The sequence below is a fragment of the Nocardia sp. 2TAF39 genome, assembly GCF_052114905.1.
Taxonomy (GTDB): Bacteria; Actinomycetota; Actinomycetes; order Mycobacteriales; family Mycobacteriaceae; genus Nocardia.
The window spans coordinates 7,966-32,591 of the sequence record NZ_JBFRFQ010000006.1 but is presented as its reverse complement, the minus strand read 5'-3'; the positions used below and the strand labels follow the sequence as shown (position 1 = coordinate 32,591).

Genomic DNA, 24,626 nt, shown 5'->3' with positions numbered 1-24,626 from the left:
TCGGCTGTGGTTCCGGATGGCCTGAGGCTGTTCATAGACATTTTTGGTGGTGTCGCGCCGAGTAAGGATCCGTGGACATGGGATCTCGACGGTGTCACCGAACTTGGTGACCGGTTCGAGAAGGCCGCTAATTCCCTGACCGAACTTCTCCCCGAGTTCGAACGGGTCATCGAACAGACGGAGGAGTGGTATGAGGGGCACGGTGGCGAGCAGGCAGCCCACTCGCTGAAACAGCTGACGCACGGCAAGTATTCGATCCACCATCTCGTCACTGCGATGGAAGCGGTGCCCGAGTTMACCTCCGACAGCAACGGAGGCATCGTCGGTGACCGCATTACCGAAAGCATCTTCGCCGCGTGGGGTATGGCGGAATTCGAGATGCTCGCGGCCGAACTGTTGGCGTCCGGCGGATTGGCGTCGGGTTTTGTGGCGGCACAGGAGGCACTGATTACCGCCATCGGGCGGTACACCTTCGCGATCGCCCGCAAACGGATGATGGAGCGGATCGGGGTGGCCGCAGCGCGGATGCTGGGCAAACAGCTGCTCCTGCGTGGGCTCGACCGGATGGGTCTGGAGGGTCTCGAGAAAATTGTGGACCTCGCGTTCACCGGGCTCGGCTCCGGGGTGAAGCTGGCGGGCGTCGGCGCGGGGATCACCGCTGGGACCCAACTGGTCTCCGGCCAGGACCTCGATCTGGGCAAGATCGGTGATGCGGCGTTGGCTTGGGGGGTCGGCGCAGTGGCGGGGCACACGGCGGGCCGGGTTTTCGGCTCTGCTGCCAGGCGAATTGGCATGGGGCGCTTGGTGCCTCTGGTGACCGGGTTCCTGGCCGGCGAGGCGACCGCGGTGTCCATGGCGGTGCTGCACGGCCAGTGGGATATGTATTCCCTCGGCTACATGGGCGCTTTGGGTGCGACGAGCGGCGCCCGAGGCGGTTTGGCCGCCAGTCGGCACGCCAGCGTCGGCGCAGTCCCGCTGGACATGGCAGGGAAAACGGAACTGGCCCAGCTCAGCAAGCAGATCCACGCCGACCTCGCTGTTTCCGAGGGCCTGCCGACTCGCGACTTCACCGAGAAGCTCAGCGTCGCGATCGCGCACAACGATCTGGCGACGATGAAAACACTGCGCTACCAGGCATATACCCACTCGGTTCAGTTCCAGGGTGACCGTGTCGTCGACGCGCAGGCCAGGGCCGCAACGGAATCGACAGGCACGAACGCCGAGCACCAGAGCACTACCGAGCCCCAAAGCACTACCCAGTTCCTGAGCGCGACGATTCCGGCGGCCCCACCCGAACCCGTAGCGGCGCCGTCGACTCCGCACGCCACGGGCACCGGGGCCGAGCCGCCCCGCAGTGGACCGGCCACCGGTGCCGCGACAGCTGTGCCGCCGACCGTACGGGCGGGCACGGTGGCCGGCCCGGACCAGGTCACCGGTCGCGCTGCGAGCAACGGGGCGGGCACCGAGTCGAGGGCGGGAGCCGCCGCACCGGAGCGGGGAACCGGCGGCCTGGAGGCCGGGACGAAGGCGGAAGCCGCCACCCCCAAGGCAGGCGCAGCGCGGGGAACTGCCGCGCCGGAGGCGGGTGTGAAGGAGGGGACTGCCGCGCCGGAGGCGGGTGTGAAAGACGGAGCTGCCGCGCCGGAGGCGGCTGTGAAGGACGGGACTGCCGCGCGGGAGGCGGGTGTGAAAGACGGAGCTGCCGCGCCGGAGGCGGGGGTGAAGTCGGAAGCTCATGAGCCGCAGTCGCATTCGGAATCCCAGCCGGGGGAGCACACGCCTTCGCGGGGATTGCGGCGGCGGATACGTGCGTTCACGCGGGCTGTGACTGAGCGTATGCAGTCCGAGGTGGCCTTGCGTGCGCGGATGGACGTGCTGGCGCCCGAGCCAGCGGGCGCGCCTGAGCGTCCGGCGGCGGAGCGGTTCCGGGAGTGGGTGGCGGCGGAACGGGCTCGGTTGGAGTGTGTCGGGACCGAGGCGCAGGCGCGGCAGGCGCGCAAGATGCTGGATGGGATGGTCGCCGAATTCGAGCGCCACGAGGCGGTGGTGGTCGAGTCGGATACCCGGCACAAGACGGCGGAGACGCAGGCTGTCGAGGAGGTGTGCTCGGCGTTCGGGGTCAAGGTGGACGCAGTGGACGCGCGGGGGCGGATCAAGGTTGCCACCGAGGACCTGATGGACCATTACGTCAAGGTCGATCTCGTCGCGCACGTCGGTCCGCGGGGCGGGTTGCGGATCGACGTGCAGCTCAATGACTTCTATGAACTCAACGTCGAGGCGTATCACGCGGCCAGGCAGCCGTTCACCGAGGTCGCCACCGAATACCGGGACGAGGTGCGCGCCCGGGTCGGCGAGCGGTGCGCGGATCTGCGTACCGCGTCGGAGCAGTGGCAGCGAGGGCGGCGGGGCCGAACGCGGGATTTGATCGCGCAGATCCGGGCCGAAACGAGCGTGCGTCTGCGTGGCCTCCATAACGCGGCGCAGCACGACATCGCGCAGGAACGCGCGAAGGCAGCCGCCGCGGATAACCGGCTCGAGGCAGCGCAGCAGCGGCTCGGGGAAGCCGAGCAGCGGCTTCGCGACGCGCATCAGGCGTCGGATCCGGTCGCCGTGACGGAGGCCCGGACGACGGTTCGGGAGACCCGGACGACGGTTGCGCAGGCCACGGCGGAGGTCAGGGTGGCCGTGCGGGAGGCAGGGGCGAAGGTTGAGCAGCTGTGTGCGGAGCTGCGGTCGAAGGTGGCGGCCGAGCGTGCGCGGGCGGAGGCTGCGGTCACCGCGGAACGCGACAAACTGGCCGAGGACATCGGGGCCGAGCGCGCCGAGACGGCGAAAGCGATCGCGGCCGAGCGGATTGCCGCGATCGATGCGGTCGAGCGTGAACGGGTGGCGGCGTTGGAGTCGCGGCAGCGGATGCAGGAGTTGCGGGCGGCGGCGCAGCGGGACGAGGCGGCGTTGCGGGCGCGGACGCGGGAGCGGGTTGCGCGGCTGTGGGCGCAGGTGCGGGAAACGAACTCGCCGGAAGTGCGGACCGCGGCGCGGCGGCGAATCGCGGAGGAATGGGGTTTGCTGGCGGCGAAGCTGAAGTCGCGGCGCGAGGAGTTGGTGAGGGACATCGCGGCGATCCGGCCGGAGTTCGTGGCGGATGTCGCGAGGGAACGCGTGATCGCCTCGGAGCTCACCGCGGCCGAGTTGGTGAAGCAGGCGCGGGTGTCGTCGGCGGATCGTAAGACGGCGGCCGAGGCCGCGGGCCGGGAGCTGGTGAAGCACTTCGAAGCGTTGTCGGATGCGTGTGCGCCGGGCATGTTCGGTATCACGACCGCCTCGCGTGAGGTGTTGACCCATATGCTGCGCCACGGCACCACGATGGAATCGCGGATGGCGGCGGCAGAGATTCTGCGCCGGGCCACTGCATCGGCGGAGACCCCGGACGGGAAGTCGTTGCGGTGGACGCAGTTCGCGGCGGGCGAGGCGATGCCGCACGGTCCGGCCAACCAGGACGCGGGCGAGGGCAAGTCGATGATGTACCACGCGTTCGTGGCCAGGCTCGCCGCGGAGAAGGGCTCGGTGCAGTACCTGACCCGCGACAACCTCGTCGAACGCGAGTTCGAGGAGTTGGTGGCGGCGTGGGCCCCGCACGGGTACAAGGTGATTCGGATCAATCCGGACGAGGTGATGCCGGAGCCGGTGGCAGGCGAGCCCACCATCTACATCGGTTCCGTCGGCGATGTCGTGGTGAGCAGGCTGCGTGGGCATCCGGTGCCGGGCCGCCACGCCGTGATCGACGAGATCGATGAGGCATTCATCTATGCCAACACGACCTACATTATTTCCGAGGGCGTCCGCGAGCCGGCCCCGCCGCATGTCCGGGCGCAGGTCATCGCTGCCCGCGACTTCCTCCAGCAGTGCCTGCGCGATGGGACCTTGACCCACGAAGACTTCGGCCGCACGCGTTTCCAGAAGAACGGTCCAGCGTGGTTGACCGAGAAGGGGCGGGAGAAGGTCGAGGAGGCACTCGGGCGGGATATGACTGCCGAGGAGCATCACCGGCTGAACATGGCGGCCTCCGCCCGCTGGGAGATGGTGCGGGGCAAGCACTACATCGTCGACGGGGACCAGTTCACGCTGGACGGAAACGGCCGCCGAGTGACGCGTGAGGGCGGCATCCTGATCATCGATCAGGTCGCGCACCGGTTGATGATGGACAAGGCGGTCACCAACGAGAGCCGGTGGAACAACGGTCTCGCGCAGGCGCTGGAGGCGCGTCACCGCCTGGAGATCCGTAACGACTCGGACCATTCGGTAAGCCTCAGCTGCGCTGAGACATTCACCCCGAAGAACTACGACCTGGTGACCGGCGCGTCGGGTACCGCCAACGGCGTGGCCGACCGGTTGCAAGAGCACGGCATGGGGCAGACCACCACGATCGACCGCTTCGCCTCATCCAAGCTGGTCCTCGAGGACACGACGTTCTCGGTCAACGACCTCGAGCGACTGCGGGCGATCACCGCCGAAATCCTAGCCGTGCACGAGACCGGGCAGCCGATCGCCGTCCTGGCCCACGATAACAATCTCGTCAGAAGACTGACGCGCATGCTCGATCGTCATCGTCTCGAGTATGTCAAGGTCAACGCGGAACAGATTCTTGCCTGGGAGAAGCAGGGTCCGGGCATCGCCGAGGCGGAGCTGAAGAAGATCTACGCCGAGGCGGGCGAAGAGGGCAAGATCCTCGTCATCAACATGCAGGGCGCGCGTGGTGTCGATATCACGCCCAGCACCGCCGCCCTGACACGGGGCGGCATGCACGTGATCGTCACCGCGCACTCCGAGATCCGCGCCATCGACGTTCAGGCGATGTACCGTGCCGCCCGCAGCGGCCAACCCGGTAGCGCCAGCTTCCACTCCGTGGTTACCGACGATCTCTACAACAACATTCCCGTCGACCACGAGATGGCGGTCGTCGTCGAGCGTGTGAAAACCACCGAAGACCCGCTCGAGATGGCCGTTTTCGAACAACGGATCCGGGCGGCGATCCCGGAACTGCAACGCGTGGCGGAGGCCCGCATGCGGATGCTCGGCGCGGCTGCCGGGAACGCGACCATGGTTGCTCAGGGGACGCCTGCCATAGTCGGTGCGGCGGCTGCGAACTATCTCGGGCCCGTCCCGGCCCCAACGGGCGCAGCTGCGGCGCAGCCCGCCACCCAGCAGCCTGCTGCGACGCAGGCTCCTGTCCTGCCGGAGGCGGACGGCCGCTCTGGCGCGCCGCAGAACGCCTCGGCCACATCGGTTTCGGGTGCGGGCGGGAGTAAGCGGTCCTCGGGCGAGCAGGCCGCGCCCGATGCGGCGCCGCCTGAGGCCCAGCCCACCGCCACGTCCGTCACCCAGCCGCCACCGGATGAAGATTTGACCGGCGTTTGGACGTTGGTCGATCCTAGGGCCGACGCTGCAACGTCGGACGGTCCCTCCGCAGGAACATTGGTCGATCCGTCGGCTGATGCTGCTGCGTCGGTGGTGGATCCGTCGGCTGATGCTGCGCCGGTGGTCGGGTCTGCGCCTGTGCCGGTGGTTGGGCCTGATTCCGAGGGCGAGAACTCGGCCGGGGAGAGTTCCGGCAGCCGGCCCGACGCCGGCGCGCCGGCCAGTACCGGGGCGCAGCCGCAACCCTCGTTCGCTGACCTGTCGGAGGGTTGGGCTGCGGCGCAGCAGCCGGCGACCGCGCTCGATTCGCCGCGGATGCAACGGCTGATGCAGAAGGACACGCAGATGCTGCAGTCGGTGCGACGGCGGTACGCGCTCGAGCTGCAGGCGCTGCGCAAACGCGTCATGCGGGCAGGCTGCGATCCGACCGGGATGGCTGCGGCGCAGCTGGCGGCGGCATACGAAGCCTGGTTGCGGCCCCAGATCGAGGAGTTCCTCGGCGAACTTCAGGGAGATTTGGCCGTCCCGGGCCCGCTCGGCGAAGGCATCGCCGGTTTGCGGGCCGCGATCACCCAGGTCGCGCTCCGATGCGGGTTCTCGCGCGCAGAGGCTATGAACGAGGGACGAGTCGCGTCCGGCGAGATCTTGGCGGCGGAGCTGCGAGCCGGCGAGTTCGCGGCGGATCTGGCGCAGTTCGAGCAGGAGGTGGCGGGCGTCCCGACGGCCGAGCGCCACGCCGAGAAGCTGCTGCGCCGGATGACGCAGGTTGCCTCGGCGGAATTGCTCGCCGCGCTCACCGACGGGCCCGCGATGTCGCTCGGCGACGGCGTGCAGCTGCTCCTCGAAGACAAGGTGGTGCTACTCGCCGGGGCACGTCCGGATCTGATGGTGCAACACCAGCTGCAGCCGTGGATGAAGGCCCGCTACCGGGCCGAAGCCAAGCAGGTCGCCGTCGCACTCGACGGCCGGGTGTGGTTCCGGGATGTCGCGCCCAAACCCGAAACCGACGCCGACGACATCGACGGCAACGTCGGGCAGCCAGGAGGTGTCGAGCGTCAGCGGCTCCTGGCCACGGCGTTTGCGCGGGAGGGGGTGCAGCTCGAGGAACTGATGGTGGATGCGCGCGCCGGGGGGCAGCGGGTCGCCCAGTTGTGGCCGCGGTTGCACGAGCGCGAGCAGGCGGTGTTCCTGGCGGATCATCCGGGCCTGGTGATGATGGCGGAGGGGCTTGCGGAGGATGTTCGCGCGGATGCGTGCGCGGTGTGGTTGGCGTCGGCGCGGGGTGCGCTGGCCGCGGAGCAACAGAAGGATTCCCCCGAGTATCGCGTGACACATCCCGGTGCGCCCGGCGCGGACAGCGAGCGAATCGCTACGCTGCAAGGCCAGATCGAGATCGTGGAGAACGTGGCGGCGGCGTTCGCGGCGCGCGCCGCCGACCCCGATGCGGGTTCGAATGTTTCGGAGTCGACAGGTCTCGCGGGTTCGGTTGAGCGGGTGGATCGGTCGTCGGGCCAAGATCCGGCGCAGGCTCCGGCCAACCGGGAGCGGCAGACGCGGAAGGAGAGGAGTGCGCGGGGCGAGTCGAGTTGGAAACGCGAGCTGGCCTGGGCGATTGCCAGGCGTGGGCGAGACAATCGCGCGCTGCTGGATGCGGCGTTGGCGTGTGTGAATGCGCCGGTCGAGGATCTGGTGGCGGCCGAGGGTGGCGTGGTTGTCGAGTTGTGGGAGCAGTTGGAGGTCGTTGAGCGAGAGGCGTTTGTAGCGGCGTATCCGGGTGTGGTCATGCGGGCGGAGGGTCTCGCAGCCGGTGTGCGCGAACTCGCGTGCTACATCTCGCTGGATCAGAGGCGGGGCGCGCTCGCTGTTTTGGAGGACCCGGAGCAGATCAAGAAGGTGCTGACGCAAATCGAGGATGCGGAGAATCTGGCGGACGAGTTGGCCGAGGCGCCCGCCGCCGAGAAACCGCTGGTAGTTGCGGGCGGGGATGTGCTGCAGCCGTCGGCGTTCCGCCCGCAAACACAACAGGCACCCCCTCCGCCTCCACCGTCGGATTCGGATTCGCCTTGGGCGGTGCCGGATCTGGTTGCGGAGTTGAAGGGTTCCGCCGAATCCGAGGCGGCCGTCGGTGATCGGCCCGTGCAGGATGCGGGCGGGAGACGTGGGCTGGTGCTTGCGGCTTTGCGGCAGGAGCGGCCGGATCTTTTGCAGGCCGAGGGTGAGGTGCTGGATGCGTGTGCTTGGCGCCGGCTGACAGTCGGGTTGTGGCCACGGTTGAGTGCGGACGAGCAGGACGCATTCGTCGTGGTGTTGGCGGAAGTGGTGATGGCGGCGGTCGGTCTCCCTGTTGATGTTCGTCAGCGCGCGGGCCGGATCTGGTTGGACTGGAAGCAGAGTGAGCTCGTACGGGAGCGGGAGAAGGACTGGCCTGCGTATCGGCGGGATCATCCCGGTTCGCCTGGTACGGATCCCACACGGGTCGCGACGCTGCTGGTCGAGATCGACATCGCCGAGCACATTGCGGCGGGGTTGGCCGAGCTGGTCGACGTGGCTGATGGTGCGGCCCAGGCGTCGTTGGTTGGGCAATGCGCTACGCATGCGGGCCATCAGACCCGGCTGGCGTTGTGGGAGGCCAATGGTGGTGTCGGTGATCCGCCGGTGAAGCCGGTGTCGACGGGGAGTCCCTTGAAGGGAGACACACTGGTCGATGTCGTGACGTCGGTGCGCGCGGATCTGCATGTGGACCCGGACGGGTACGAGTCGCTGGTGGCGCTTTTGGACCGGGTGTTCGAGGCCGAGGACGGTTTCACCGTGCATGGGGCGGTGATCTTCAAAGACCGTACGGGCCACGTATTCACGATCACCCGGCATCCGAGGTTGGGTACGGTGGTGGTGCACGACATGGTCGATGGGGGCGAGCGGGTCTTCGAAGGCTATGCCGAGGTCTATGCGTGGGCGCGCGGGTATGAGAAAGACACCCTGCGCGTGGTCGGTAGCGAGTTCCGCGACGGCGAGGCGGAATTCTCGCTCGAACCCGGCGAAGACCCCCGCAACATCCCCGCCGAAATCGCCGATGTCGAACTCTTCGGCAACCCGAAGAGCTGGGCGACGCATACCGGGGAGGGCGCGGGGGCAGGTGCGATTGTCGGGTTCGCCAGTGTCGGCGATCACGAGCAGCATGGTCACGGCCAAGAGGATTCGTGGGCGTTCGTGTCGGTCATGGTCAATGGTCGGCCGGTTACCGCGATCATCGTGTGTGACGGGTCGACGAGCAGGGCGGATGGTCACCTGGCGTCGCAGGCTGCGGTGGTCGCGGCTCGTGATCGCGCGGCGTTGGAGTTGCGGGGTATCGAATCCGGCGACCTACTCGATGCGAAAGCGTTGGTGCGCAGCATAATTGACGCAGGACAGGCCGCGGTTGCCGCGATACCGGGTGAGCCGTATATGGCCACCGGGCGGCGGACGCCGGGCTGCACGATCGCGGTAGCGGTGCTGGAGCAAGGGGAGGACGGGCGCCCGGGGAAGGCCACGGTGGGGGAGGTCGGCGACAGTGAGATCAATGCGGTCGATCGTGCGGGCAACCGCATCAGGCTGGACCCCCGGGATGCCCCGGACAACGGCCACATCTATCTGGCCGCGGACAAGGGTCCGCCGAAAACGGCGCGCTATATCCGGACCTTCGAGCTGCCCGCCGATGTCGTCGCGGTGGTGGCGTCCACCGACGGGCACGACGCCGATGACATCGCGGCCGCTGTCGGTGACCATCCGGATGACCTGCGCGCGGCGTCCGTCGCGGCCGCCGACCGGGCCGCGGCACGAGGGCACGACAACAGCAGCGCTGTCTACGCGCGGGTCCCCCTGATCCCGGTCGCTCTCGACGGCAAACCGATTGTGTCGCAACACCCGTTGCCGCCGGGGAACGCGCCGCTCGCCGTGGTGAACCGGCGTGCGATCGCCGGGATCAGCCATATCGGTCGCGGTAAGGACCGCAACGAGGACTGGATGGCGTCCTCGGAGATCGAGATCGGCAGCCGGACGTTCCGCATCGGCGTGGTAACCGACGGCACGTCCTCGTCGACCAACGGTCACGACGCTGCTCGAGCCGCCGCGGGCGCCGCCCACAAGTACGCGGAAGAAGCAGTGCGGCAAGTGGTGTCGGCGGCGGCACCGGGTACGAAAATCGATCTGGAACAGGTGGTGGCCGATGCGATCGACGCGGCGCAGGCGGCGGTCGAGACATTGGCGGACGGCAAATACGTGGACATGAAGCGGCGGGCAGCCGAGGCGCTGGCGGACAACCCCAATGCGAAGACCGTCGAACCACCGCAGTGCACCATCGCGATGGTGATAGTGGAACCCGGCCGGGGCGAGGACGAGCCCGGACAGTACGCGGCGGGCGGGGTAGGCGCCAGCCGGGTGTACAAGCTCAATACCGCCGACCCCGCCGCCTCGACACTGGTGACCCGCGACCATGTGACGCTCCCGCGCTACGTCGACACCGGCGCTACCGAACGTCGAGTGCTGGAAATCCAAACGGCCCATGTCGTCATCCACAAGCTCGGCGTGATCCACAAGCCCGGGTGGCGGGCCGGGCCACCGAAGGACCGACAAGACAAGGATCCGTACCTGTTCTCCGGCAAGGTGTCGGCCGACGACGTCATGCTGGTGTGCACCGACGGCGACTGGAACTACCAGCCGGAGGCCGCGGGCAAGGCGGCCGCGATCGCCCCGTACCGGAAAAACCTGCCGCAGGCGGTGCGGGTGCTGACGGACATGGCCAACCGCGCGGGCGGGGAAGACAACATCACCGACCTGCTGCTGGACTGCGCGCCGGTCGCGTTCCCGCAGCCGGAGCCCGCGTCGACGCCCACGCAGGACGGCGGGGGTATCCCGGCTGCGTTGCGGCCCGGCTACCGGATGCGGGCCGCGCAGCACAATGCCGCGGTCGAGGAGCTGCAGTTCCTGGCCGATGTGCTGGGGATCGACGTCATGCCGCTGATGTCGGATCGGTACCGACAGGTGTTGGCGGATATGCCGCCGTTGACGATCCGGGATCGGTCCCGCTGGCCGGTGCAATTCGATCCCCAGGACCCCGTGCAACCGCTGGCCACAGCGGTTCGTCGTTATCACTTGGCGCGCAACCGGCTTCGGGCCCTGCAGGATCGGATCGCGGCGCACGGCGGTGGGGTGGACTCGGTGCGAGTTCGGCCGCGCCCGGTGGAACTGCCCGCGGCCATGACGGCCATGACGGAGTTGTTCACCGCCACCGAGCGGTGGGCGGCGCAGGTGCCGGGGCATCCGGAGGTCACAGCTGTCGGCCCGACCGGCTCGCTGATGATGGTCGGCCATCGCGGCGCGGCACACCTGATTGTGCAGGTGGTGCACGAGGAATCGCCCGAGCCGGAGAAAGCCTTGCTGTCGGCGGGGTTGGCGGCGGTCGATAGTGTTGCGGGGGCGGAAGTTCCGGCGGTCGCCATGGTGTGGCGCGGCTGCGATAGCGCCGAGCTGGCGCAAGATGTGGCGCGGTTGCTGGCGGCTCGCGGGCCGCTGCCGCAGACGGTGGAGCTTGTCGGGCACGACGACCGGGCCGATCTGGTGAGCCGCGCCCTGCGCGAAGACCGGGCCGATCTGGTGCGTGCCCTACGTGACGTCGCGCTGTCGCAGCACCGCGGCGCCGATCTGGTGAGCCGCGCGCTGAACGACCCTGCGCTTGCGCAGCACGACGGCCGCATCGGCGTCACTTACCCCGACCAAGGGGTGTCGGCACGGGTGGTGTCGCATCGGGTGGAGTGCGGCGCGAACAACTGCTTCTTTCATGCCGGGCGCAAGGTACTCGAGGTGGTGCGGGTCCTGCGGCAGCGGGCGGGTGGGGATGTCGCCGATGTCGAGGCCCGGCTGCGCCGGCTGCGTCGGGCGAGCGCCTCCGAGGCGGGCACCCCGGGCGAGGTGGCGGCGACCATGTTGGGCGCCGACTGGTATCTGCGGGAGGACCTGACCCTGGCCGATCTGGCCGAGCACGTGCCGGAGGGCGGTGTGGTGCTCCTGGATGTGGAGTTCAAGGGCTTCCAGGTGCGCGGTGTGGTCGGCACGCACAGCGTGGCAGCCACGAAAGTCGGTGGCAACGTGACGGTATTCGACGACGGGCAGGCCGTTCCGTTGGAGAGCTGGCTGGCGGGTCTGTCCGACGTGGTTGCCGTGCACATGGTTCGCTACGACAAGTACGGCATCGCCGAGCATCCGCTCGCTGACGGGGAGCAGCCGCGCAGCGTGGCGGGCAGGCATTTCGCCCTCGCCAACGCCGGTAGGCGGCTGAGCGATGAGCGGGCGCCGCCGTCGAATCGGTTGTTCGGTCGGGAAATCGACGGCACGGCGCACTATTTCACACCCGAGGATGTCCAGACCGCGCTGGTGCTTCGTGCCGATGGCACGCCGGCCACTCTGGTGTTCGATTCGGGGACCAACTATGTGGCCGATGCGACGGCATGGGCAGCCGCTCGGGATTTCACCTTCGACCGGGAGGTGCTTCAGACACAGCAGGCGAAGAGCGAGCCTCAGGCGTATGACGTGCCATGGCGCGGCAAAGGCAGACCGCGGATCCTGCGGGCGCAATCCTATGCTGGCGAAAGCATCGCGCTGTCAATCGATGTCGGCACTTCGGGAAAGAAGGATATTCGGAAGATCTTTGTCGGCCCTCGTACCTTTGCCAGGGCGGTTGTGGGCAACCCGTATCTACCTGAGCTCGGAGCGCCCACCGATCTGATGGTGATGACTGCGTGTGGCACCGCACACGAGGGCAAGACAGCGGCTTACATCTTCTTCCACTATCTGCGCCGCTGGGGTGCGTTGTCCGGATATGGCTACAGCCCGTCCGGGAATGTCACCGCCTGGTCCATACCGCGCAGGTCTGGACTGTACGTCTCGATGACCTACGATTCGGACGGCAACCCGGAGCCCCCGCTGGTGGAATTCGGCCCGGGCGACGACGTGGCAGCGTATTCGACGCCGGATACCGGAGTGGAGCCGGAGCATTGCGTGCCCGTGGCGCTGCGGAAACTCGCGGACGCCGGTGTCCCGGTGGCATCGATACCGCATGACCGGAAGCTGGCATACCCCGAAACCGAAGAGTGCGTGGGGGTTCCGTTCACGGAGTTGCAGGTGGATCCCGAAGATCCGTATGCCGCGGTGACAGCGGCGCTGGAAACCGGCGGGCATGCAGCGGTATTGACCGTCTATGTCGAGCAGGTGCCGGTGCCGGGGTCGGACGGGACGCCGCTGCCGGGCAGGACGATGCCGCACCTGGAAGGACATCTGGTCGCGCTGAACCACGGCGAGCTTCCGCAGGATCCGCGGCAGGTGGAGCGGGTGCTGGCCGTGGTTTGGGACGCCGAACACCGGCCGGTCGTTCTACCCCCCGCCGTGGTCCGCCCGAAATCACCGGGCCTGCTGGGCTTCCGCATCAGCACGCCCGCCACTCAGGTCGTGGTCGGTCCGGCCGACGGGCGCCCGACCCAGCCTCCGGTGGTACTCACCGCACCCCGCGATGCGGCGGTCCGGCCGGCCGGCTCCGAACCCGATCCCGAGGCATTGGTGCGGGAGGCGCTGGACCAGGTGGCGGTGACGCACGTGGAGGGTGACGCCACCACGACCAAGACGAATCCATCGGCCGAAGCTGTCGACGCCCCTGGCTTTGTCGCGCGGCTGGCCGCCGCACGGTCCGAGGCCGACGAAACCTCCGCTGACGTGGCGGCCTACAACCGCAGTGCGGACGCGCAGGAGGATCGCCCAACTACCGGCAACGGCGCCGTCCCAGGGGATTCCACGACGCAGTGGCGGTGCGATGGTCTCGACGCGCACAGTGGGGTGGTGGATCCGCTCCGCGGGTTCGGTAGTCGCACGCCGGAGGCGCTCGTCAAGGGTGCGATAACGCATGCCGCGGCTGGAGACGGTCGGGAGGGCGGTGGTCTGGGAAGCGGGAAGCGGCGGCGCGCAACCCGCACCACAACCGAGCCCGCGGCGGTTGCCGTGCCATCGAATGCCGAGTCGGAGTTGGAGATTCGGGAGTTGGAGGCCGAGCTCGGCCTCGAAACCGACGCGCAGCGGCTGTTGGCGGCATCCCTGTACATGGAGGACCTGTTCCGGGAGGTGGCGGTGGTCGCGGGGCAGCCGCGGCCGGAGCGGCTCTTCGGGGATGCCGATTGGGCGGGTTTCCTGGATGCCGAAAAGTACGCCCGGCATTACGGTCGGGACAATCCCGACGACGAGTTCAGCGTGGCGTTCATGCTGGAAATCCATGCCCGGTTGCTGTGCAGGACCGCACCGGAAGCCGCCGGTCGGCTGCAAGCCCGCGAGGTGGGCAAAGCCGGCAAGCGTTGGGGCACAATACACGAACCGCTTACCGAGCAGGAGCTGGCCGTCATCGGCGAGAACCCGCTGCTGGCCTTCCTGCCGCCGTCCGAAAAGCCCCCGCACGGGGGCATCGAGTATGTGGTCTACGACGAGTCGGAAATCCGGGCCCGCCTGGAGGCGATGGTTGGCTGGTACAAGCGGGAGACCAGTAACCCCGAGGGATACGACCCGTACTACGTGGCCGCTAGCCTGGCGCGAAAGCTGGTTTCGCTGCACCCGTTCCGCCAGGACTGCAACGGCCGGGCCGTCCGGATCATCATGAACTGGGTGTTGGCGCGGGCCGGGGAGCCGCCATCGGCCATACCGTATTTCGACGACGACATGCAGGTCCCGGACGCGGAATGGGTGCGGATCGTGCGGGCCGGCAGCGAACGCTACCGGAGGTGGCAGGGCGAGCTCGAGCGCATGGGCGACACGGCGGATCCGGTGCTGCTGTTCGGCCTGGCGGACGCGCAGCGTCGTTACCGTGAACTGAACGGCGCCCCGGCGCCGTTCCAGCCCGGCGCGACACACGACCGCGTCCGGTACCGGAGACTGCATGCGCTGCTGACCGCCGAGCGATCGGCGGATCGGGACCCGACCCTCACCGCGGTATCGATGTCGGCCGAGGTGGCCCGGACGACTGCCCGGCGGGTGCCCTCGCGGGAATCGATAAACATGCCCGTGCTGGGTCTGTTTCGGACCAAGGAAGACCAGCCGGTCAGGGTTCCCGGTAGTGACGGTGCCATCGTGTTGCGCAGCGACCGAGAATCCGATACCCCGGCCACGGCGGTGCCGGGCCGCACGCGCGAGGACGGGCGCAGGCAGCTCACCGAATCCGATGCCACCGCGCTGATTCGGGTGGCTCGCCGGCTCGATCCCGCCGCAGTGGAATCCGAAGCGGCCGCCATAGGGGTTGCCCCAGACGCGATCGACGCACTGCCGGCGCCGTTGGCCGTGGAATTGGCCGACCGGCTTCCCGTTCTCGATGTGCGTGCGGTCGCGGTTGCGGCCGTTGCCGGCGAAATCGACGAGTCGGCGGTGATTCCGGCGGCGCGACGTGATGCCGCCCTCGCGTTGGCGGTCGCCATCTCTTATCTTCCGGACGGCCGGCCCCACGATTACGCCGCGCGCAGCTTCCTGGCGAGCAAGTCGCGAACCGAGATCGCGCGGGAGTTCGGTTGCGAGGTCACCGAACTGGACGCGATTCATCGGTGGGTAATGCGCCCGCTGGTCGAATTCCTGGCGACGGAATTCCCGGCGGCAGGCAGGCCGCTGGAGGTGTTGGAAGCGGCATTGGACCTCGACCGGGCAAAAGTGGAAGGCCTGATCGGGCAGCTGCGCCTGGCTGGCGCCGACCATCTCCGGAAGCGGTATCTCGATACCCCGCCGATGAGCATCGCGGAAATCGCGGCCGCACGAAACATGCCGTGGAATTCGGTGGCCCACGAGATGCATATCGCCGCATTCCGGGTCGTCCGTGAGCTGTCCGCGGTCGAATCATCGCTCGGCGGAAAGGTGGTGGCCGCGGTTCGCCGGGCCCGAGACGAGAACCCGTGGGAATTGGCGGTCGGTCTGCGAAAACTCGCCGAACGCAGTCGGCTGCAGGCACAGTGTGTCGAGCGCCGGGTCCTGTGGGGGCCGTCCTTGCCCGCAGCCACCGCCGCGGCGATGGCAGGGCTCACCGAACGCGAATTCTCCCGGCAGCTCAACCGGGGCCTTTCCTGGTTGGCCAGGTTCTTGTCCTCGGCACGGCCGCTGCAAGGCAAAAACCTGATGCTGGTCGAGGACGCCCAGGACTATTACCCGGAGCAATTGCGCGGCGTTTTCGCGAAAATGCGAGAGCAGCACCCGGACCAGTGGCGGTGCATCGAACTCCGCTTACTGCGCGATTCCCCGATGACGATCGCCGAGATGGCGGCCGAAGTGGGCATTCCGGTGCCAACGTTCAACACCAGGTTGCGCGCGGCTCTGCGTCGGACGGTCGCCCTGCTGTCCGCGGAACTCGGTGTCGTCGAACACGACTTTACTGTTGCGGCGCAGCGTATTTCCGACGGTGATCCCGCTGCGGCGGCATTCGAATACCGCGACAGCCACCCGGTACGCCGGGTCTGCGCTCCGCTGGTGCAGGGTGTCGCGGTCGCGGCGGCGGGCGCGAACGCCGCCGGGATGCACGCCGAATCACCGGAGGACCCGACGATCGCCCTGGCAGGCCTGTCCGGGCGTCGTTTCGCCGCGGGCCTGAATTCGCACTGGGACCCGGAACCGTTCCCAGCGGGGGCTGCGGGGTTGGCCGCGCTGGTGGAGCAGGTGCGCGACCCGGACAACGACATCGGCTTGATCGCCGCGGCGCTGGAGGTCGGTGCCGACTTTGCACACGCGATCGCGGTGGTGCGGGTGAACGCCGCGTTGGCGGCCGAATATCCGGAGTTGGCTGCGCCCGAATTGCGCGGCACGGTGGTGGTGTTCGACGACGCCTACGACGAGACCGTCAATGGCTGGATCGTCGGTGACCGGGCGGTGAACCGTTGGCGCCGCCGCGCCGGGCGAGGTGTCCGGAGGGTGCATCGTCTCACCTTCGATGACGAGATCCGGCCGAAACCTGGGCCGGGCGGCAAGCCTGCGGCGAACATCGGCCCGCGAATGCCGTTGGGCGCGCGGGATAACCGGCCCGACGATGACGCCGCCGAGCCAGCGGATCGGTGGTCCGCGCTGTACGAAGATCGGGTGCGCCAACGCGTGGTGCGCGTGGTCGATAATCCGCAACGGGTCGATAGTCGGCAACGGGTCAGCAATCGGCGACTGGTCGGCGAATTGGTGGCGGAGGTATTGCGGCGGGTGCGCGCCGAGGCGGACGACCTTCCGGATGGCCCGGGTGCGGTAGCACGGGTGGATGCGATCACCGGGAACGTGTTGGCGGAGTTCGCGGAATTCGCCATGTTTCTGCGGTTTCGTCGGGCAGTCGCGGCAGCGGTCCCAGATGACGCGGGCCGGCGGGCGCTGCGCGGGGCGAGCGACGCCGAGTTCCGGCAGGCGCTGTCCGGGCTCCGCCCTTCGCGGCGGCAGGCGGTCGAGTTGGTGTTCGGGGCGAAGGACACCCGGTGGACGGCGTTCGACAAGAACGACCGGCGGTGGCGGGCTGCGGTCACGTCGTCGGCCAAGGCAATGATGTTGAGCCCGGCATTGGTCGAAGAGGAAGTGCGCGACGGAATTCGGGGCTTGGTGTCTTTCCTGGCCGGTGACGACGTCGAATCCGCCTCGGACTTGCTCGACATCGCTGGGGCGCAGGCGGGCGATACGGCAGCAGTAACCGACTTGCGGGCGGCATACGGCCGGGAATTCACCGAATTGATGCGGGTGGTGGCGCCCGATGCGCGGCGGGTGCGGTGGCTCGTCGACGAGGCGTTCCGACGGATCCTCACGAGTCCGAGGCCCGCCGATGCGCATCCCGGCGAGTGGATTCGGGCGCTGGCGGGCGACGTGCGGGACGAGTACCGCGACAGCGTGGCCCTGCTCGCCGGCGCGGACTCCCGGGCCGAGGCGGCGGAGTTGGTCCGGTGGGCGCAGCACCACGCCGTCGAGGCCCTCGTGGACGGCATTCGCGGACTGCCCGACGCGGTGCTTGGCGATGCCGACCCGCTCCTCGATGCGAACGACGGTGTCGATGCCGACTACCACCGTGCGGTGCTGGAGTGTGCACAACTGCTCCGGGTCCGCCTCGGCGCCAATAGGATTCGCGAGTTCCAGTGGGTCCGGTTGGATTCCGGCCGGCTGCCCTGGATCTCGCAGCAGCACGTCGCCGACGCGGTGCGCGTGCACCAAACCACGGTCTCTGCCGTGTTCCGCGCCTCGAGGTCGGTCCGTGCGAACATCGGAATGCGGGTGCGGGCCGCCGCGGCTCTGCTCGGCTATCTGCCCGAGTTGTGGCAGGCCCGGGTCGAGGTGGATGGGGACGTGCTGGGGGCGTTCGAGCGGATGTATTCGGCGGTGGGTGACTTGCGTTGGGCGCGCTGGCTGACCGATCAGGCGTTCCAGCAGGCGGCGGGAGCTGGGCTGGGCAGGGATGCCGTGGGTTGGGATGCGGCGGTCGACCGGGTGTTGGCGAAGCATCGGGGCGCGGTGGCTGCCGCGACCGATGCGGCGGCGGTGATCCGGTGGGCGCTGCGGGATCACGCGGAGGTGCTGCGGGAGTGCATCGACGGGCTGCCCGCGGCGTTGCTGGCGAAGCTGGCGCACGCCGACGATCCGTATGCGGTCGTCGAATGCGGGCGGCTGGTTCGCGCGCGGCTCGGTGAGCAGCGGACGGCCGCCGTCCCGGCCGACTTCTCGATCACCCAACGGGAAATTGCTCGGGTTATGGGGATCAGCCAAAGCGCGGCAGGGAAGGCGTTGAGCGAGCACCCCGAGGAGATGCGAACGGGATCCAAGGTGAACGTGCGGACGAGGCGGCGTGCTCGGGCGGTGGCCCGGCTGGTCGGTTTCTATTCGCCGTCGCATCCCGCGATTGCGCGTCCCCCCCGGGGACGCTCCGATGCCGGATCGGCACTGCCGTTGGATGCGGACGTTCTGGACTGGCTGGCCGACCTGTCCGAGTGGCTGCGGGCGTTGCGGGCCGACGACGCCGGGCAGCTGGCGACGACGAGTCTGGTTGCGGGCGCGCAGGCGGGCAATGCGACCGCGCTGTCCCTATTGCGGGAGGTGCTCGACCGGATCTGCGGCGAACCGATGTCGGCGGCAGCGCCCGATCCCCGGCGGGCGCGGTGGCTGGTCGACGAGGTGCTCCGGCGGATACTCGTGGACGAGATGCCGGCCGAGACGGATGCCGGCGAGTGGATTCGGGCGCAGGCGGGCGACGTGCGGGACGAATACCGCGACAGCGTGGCCCTGCTCGCCGACCCGGACTCCCGGGCCGAGGCGGCGGAGTTGGTCCGTTGGGCGCAGCGCAACGCGATCGAGGCGCTCGCGGACAGCGTTCGTGGACTACCCGATGCGGTGCTCGCCGATGCCGACCATGACGTGGATGCTGGTCACGACCGTGCGGTCCTGGAGTGCGCGCAGCTGCTCCGGGTCCGACTCGGCGTGCACTGGTCCGAGACGGATTCCGGCTCGGCGGAACCGGTTTCGCAGCGGCATGTCGCCCGAGCCGCGCGGATGAGCCCGGCCACGGTCTCGCCGGCATTACGGGGCAAGGTGGGGGAGGCGAGCGCGCGCAGCATGGCGCGGGCCCGCGCCGCCGCCGACCTGCTCGACTACCGGCTTCCGGGCGACGGTCTCGAGGCGCGGCGGGCAGCGAAGTGGATTGTTTGGGCGCAGCGCAACGACGTCCCGGCGCTCGCCGACAGCATTGCCGAACTTCCCGAGGATGTTCTCACCCGTGCGGACCGGGCCCGGGCCGTCGTGGCCTGTGCGCGGCTGCTCCGAGCTCGACTGGCTGCCCAAGGATTTCACCAGTTCGATGTGCTCCCGAAGGATTCCGGACATGCGGCGCCGATCTCCCAGGAGCAGGTTGCTCGTGCGGCGGGGCGGCACCCGAATACGGTGGCCGCCGCGCTCGCAGCGGCGTCCGGAAATCCCGAGCATCTCCGGGTGCGGGCGGCGGCCGAGTTACTCGGCTATCTGCCGACACCGTGGCAGCCGTGGATCGGCGTGGACCGGGAGGTAATGGATCTTTTCGAGCGGATGCATGCGGAGACGGGGGAGGTGCGTTGGGCTCGCTGGCTGACCGACGAGGCGTTCCGCCAGGGCGCGGCTGCCGGGAACTGGGCTGTGGTGGCAGACCGAGTGCTGGCCGAACACCGGGACACGGTCGCGGCCGCTATCGATGCGACGGCCACGATCGATTGGGCGTGCCACCACCATCTGGAGGTGTTGCGGGAGTGCATCGCCGAACTGCCCGCGGCGTTGTTGGCGGGATTGGCGCGCGCCGATGATCCGCGCGCGACCATCCGGTGCGCGCGGCTCCTGCGGGACCGGCTCGGCGAGCGACCCACCGCCCTCGACCGCACCGAACCCCCGGTCACGGACCGCGGTATCGCCCGCGTCCTGGGCCTCAGTCGCACCACGGTCGGCAAGGCGATGGACGATCACGGCACTGCGAGGAATTGGGACAACAAGGTCGGCGCGGAAACCGTGACCCGGGTGCGAGCCGCCGCTCGGCTGCTCGGCTACCGGCCGCTACCGGTCCGGCCCGGCACACCGATGCGACCGGCCCCCACTACCGGGACCGGCGACGAATCGACCCTGCTATTGGACCCGGACGTGCTCGAATGGCTGCGTGCCCGGTCCGCGCGCCCGCGCGGCGGCGGCAGGCCGGAGCGCGGTCGTGCGGGGCATGATCCCGAGGCGTTCTGGGAGCCGGTGGATGAGCAGGCGGCACTGGGTCTTTCGTCGCGTCGCCGTCGGTCGGGTCGGTGGTATGGGCCGGAGGTGGTGTTCGCCGACACCCCGTGGGAGCCGCCGGATGCGGGTGTGAGCGCGAAGGATTCGGCTCCCGGACCGGCCGGGCCGCCATCCGAGCCGAGACGTGTAGCGGCCAGGGATGACTATCCGGCACCGCACGATACCGAAATCGAGACGGAGAATCCCGATGACCTTGCCCGGGACCTGGCGTTGGTCGCGGCGGTCAAGGCGGGCGACCGCACGGCGTATGACGAGCTGTACCGGCTGTATTACGGGCTGCTGAAAGGGATGGCCATGCGGCTTACTCGCAGCCGGGACGACGCCGAGGATCTGGTGTCCGACACTTTCGCCACCGCGCTCGCCAGGCTGCTGCGTGCCGGCGACGACTTCCCGATCAGGAACTTCGGTGGGTTTCTGCTCACCCGGATGCGTTTCATCTTCTACGATTCCGTGGCCCGCGCCGCTAGAGAGCCAGCTACCGACCTCGACAGCCTCGAGAAAGCCAAAGAAGGCGATCTCGAGTTCCTGAATCTGGGTCGGCCCACGGTAGTGCCGGGGGACGCCGCGCCGATGGACGACGAGGTCTCCGACGAGTCCGCGATCGGCCGCGCGTTCGCGTCGCTGCCCGACGAATTGCGGATCGTGTTGCAGCTCATCCAGATCGAAGGCTATTCGCCCGAGGAGGCCGGGCAGCGGCTCGGGTTGTCGACCGACGTGGTGAATGCTCGTTTCGAGCGAGCCCGTGCGGCGTTGCAGGCGGCGTTCGTGCGGGAGCAGGGGCCGGGTTGGGCGTTGGCCGCGGCGTTGACGGCGCACGGCGCGGAACTCGGCCACGCGCTCGCCGCAGGCGGCGACAGGTACGCGACCTTTGACGGATTGTCCGCCGCCGAGGTGGCGACGGTATCGGCCGCCCGGATCGAGCGTCTCGACGAATTGCGGACTGTGGTCGAGCATGTCCTCGGCGGGCGGCGGGAATATTTTGTCCGATGGTTTATGGGACAGTCGCTCGCCGACGTGGCCGTAGCAATGAACTGTTCCGAGAATGTGGCACAGCAACGGGTTTCCACGGCCGTTCATTGGGTGTCGTGGTGGCTCGCCGGTACCGCCGGGGACGAGTTGATGTGGCGGATCAAGCTGCTGCCCGAGGTCGATCGAAGGGTCGCTGGCATGTTGTTGATGCGGGGGCGCTCGATCGCCGACGTAGCGGTCGAACTGAAGTGGCGGGAATCCGCGGTCCACACTCACCGCGATCGGGTTGTGCAGCAACTGGCGATGGTGTTGTCCGGCGGTGCGGTGTTGTCCGATGCCGAGGCGGTGGAGTTGTTCGCCGCGGCGCGGATACTCGATCCGGGGCTGGTGGACGGTTGCCGCCCGTACCTGTCCACCGAGTATCTCGACAGCATCGACCGGCTGCTTCCGCCGGGGAAGTCTGTGCTCCAATTGGAGCGGGAAACGGGTTTGGGCCGGAATATAATTCGCGGCCGGCAGTGTGCGGCCGCGCGTGCGGTGGTCGAGTTGTTGCCGCCTGAGATTCGGGCCCAGTGCACGGTGCTCAGCGTGCGGCGTCGGACCCTGGTAGCGGATCTGGCTCGGGCGACCAAGGTCGGCGCGAGCACGGTCGAGGGGGTGTTGCGCGGTGATTCCGCGATGCCGCTGAACGCGGTGCTCCGGGTGTTGGCGGCGGTGGACCGGATCGGGATGCGGCATCGCTGTGCGAAAGTCGGCGTCGACGGGTACTGGTTCGAGCCTGCCGCGGTGGTCGCCGCCGCGCCGCCCGACGAGCTCGCGCGGTGCATCGAGCTGCTGTCGGAGCACGATCGGCGGGTCGCTACAGCCGCTCTGGCAGAGTCGGCGCCGAGCGAGGTGGTCCTCGCCTACGATCGTCGGCGCATTGCCGGCCAGCTGGTGATGCTGTTGTCCGGTGGCATGGTGCTGTCCGACGCCGAGGCGGTGGCGTTGTTCGATACGGTGCGACTGCATCGCCCGAACGTGGTGGCGCGCTTCCGGCCACAACTGTCGGAAAGCCAACGCGACAGTCTCGATCGGCTTTTTCCGCCCGGGAAGTCCGTGTTGGCGCTGGCAGCGGAAATGGGCATCGGCCGGGAGATGATCAGATTCCGGCGCTACGCGGTGGCCCATGTGGTGGCCCACATGCTGCCACCCGAACTCCGCGCGAGCCTGGCCCGCCTGAGTGTGCTGCGCCGGGCCACCGTGGACGATCTGGCGCGCGCCGCCAGGGTGAACCCGTTCACAGTCGAGGCGATGTTCCGCGGCGACCCGACAGTGCGGCGCGACAAGGCGGCGCGAGTGTTGAAGGCGGTCGACCGGCTCGGGTTCGCCGACCGCTGCCGAGAGATCGGCGCCGACCGGCACTGGTTCGATCCCCCTCCGGTCGAATCGACGCTGCAAGAGCGGATCTGGCAGTTGGTCACGACGGCCGGTCGCGACGAACTGGAGCGGTGGATTCGGGAACTCTGCGACATCGATCGGAAGATCGCCACCTTGCACCTTCGGCGGAAGGTGTCCGTTGCCGACACCGCGGCCCTGCTCGGCGCCGACGACAAGGCCGTCGCCACACGCCTGCGGCGGATCGTTTCTCAGCTGGCGACGGTGCTGTCCGGCGGCACGGTGTTGACCGATGTCGAGGCAGTTGCGATGTTCGAGACGATCCGTGACGACGATCCGGATCTGATCCGCAGTTGCCTGCCGCGACTGGCGGAGCGTCATCGCGACAGCGTCGACCGGCTGTTCCCACCCGGAAAGTCTGTGGGCCAGACGGCGATCGAGACAGATTTGGCGGAAAGCACGGTCCAATTCCGGCGTTATGCCGCCGCGCACGGGCTGGTCGAGTCGCTGTCGCCGGAACTCCGCGAGCACTACGCGCGTCTGAGTGTGCGCAACCGTGCCGCATCGGCCGACGCCGCCGGCTTCCGGCTCGGCGGTGACCCCGATCGGCCGCGCGGCAAACGGACCGCCGCGTCACCGCGCTCCGGTGGTACGCAGTTGACGGACAAGGACGTGATGGCGATCGTGCGTGCCGCGTGTGATCAGGGCTCGGATGTGGCACCGGGCTATCTTCTGCTCTCCGAAACCCAGCGGAAATACTTCGACCTGTATTTCACCCGCGGGATAGCCCTGGACGATATCGCGTTCGCACGAGATCTCAGCAGGAGCGCGGTCTCCGAACAGATCCGTCGGATTGCCCAATGCCTGGCCGCCCGGCTATCCGAATTCGCCAATCCCGACATAGCGGCGATCGACGCGCAGCTGCGGAATCTCCCGCCCGACTGGTCGGCCGCGGATCTAGCGCAGGTGGTGCGGACGGCGATCGACGACGGCGCACTGCGACCGGGACAGCGGCTGCCATCGAATCGGAGCCTCGCCCGCTACCTCGGTTCGACGGTGATGGTGGTGAAACGGGTGTATGTGCAGCTGGCCGCCGAGGGATATCTCGTTCTCCGGCAAGGTTTCGGAACCACCGTGGCGAGCCCCGAGAGTGGCACCGTGGAATCGGCCGTGCGTACGGCGGTCGTGCGGATAATCCGCGAGGAGTCGGTGTCGGGGGAGCTTCTTCGCCCGCGGGGCGCGGTCCTGGTGGCGGCGTTGCGCGCGGCGATCGAATCCGGTGCGCCGCCGGTCGGCGAGCGGTTGCCGTCGGTTACCGATCTCGCCGAGCAGCTCGGGGTATCGGTGGACACCGCGTATCGAGCGTACGCCCGGCTGGCCGACGAGGGGTACGTCGAGATCCGGCATACCTTCGGAACCGTTGTGGTGTCGAACATCCCGCGCAGGCCGGTCTGATCGGACACTTCGCCGCCGGCGAGGTTGCGGCCGAGATGGGAGAGCAGGGGCGCGATGGGTTGAACGACGTCAGTCCCCGGCCGTGCACCGGACCGCCGAGCTGCTTCGGCGAGTGGACTTCGAGCCGCCCGCAGCGCGCGGCGGCGGGGCGAGGCTCGACCGGTGGTGGCACGATGCCGAGGCGTCCGGCAGATGCGTCAGATCTTTCCGCAGGTCAGGACATGCAATCGTTGGTCATCCTCCGTGTGTGAGTGCACTCGAACACGCGTACAGAAACGTCGCAGGCGCAGCGGACTCCGAGGCGGGGGTCGGAGGTCCAGTCGAGTGCGTCGAGTACCGCGCGGTCGTGGATGCGTGCGGCGGTGCCGACGGCGCACATGCTGTAGACGATGTGGAGGTCGTGGGGAGTCGCGACCTGCGCTCAGGACGATGTGGAGGTCGTGGGGAGTCGCGACCTGCGCTCAGCTGGAACGGGTCGGGGAGGCGAATGCCATGGCAGGATTAGTGCTTTCGGCGATCGAGGATGAAGGTGTGACGCCGTTCGGTGCGGGTACGACCGAGGTGGAGATGGCGGTTGCGCGAGTGGGTGAGTGATTATGAAGACGAGATCGCCGGAGACGGTGAAA

At 68.6% G+C, this 24,626-nt stretch carries 1 protein-coding gene; it reads left to right on the top strand.

Annotated elements, in window-relative coordinates; genetic code table 11:
- Positions 1-6 precede the first annotated feature (6 nt).
- Entirely contained in the window at positions 7-24,000 is a 23,994-nt protein-coding gene (locus AB4Z47_RS05425) for a sigma-70 family RNA polymerase sigma factor (protein ID WP_441948322.1), read from the top strand.
- Positions 24,001-24,626 lie beyond the last annotated feature (626 nt).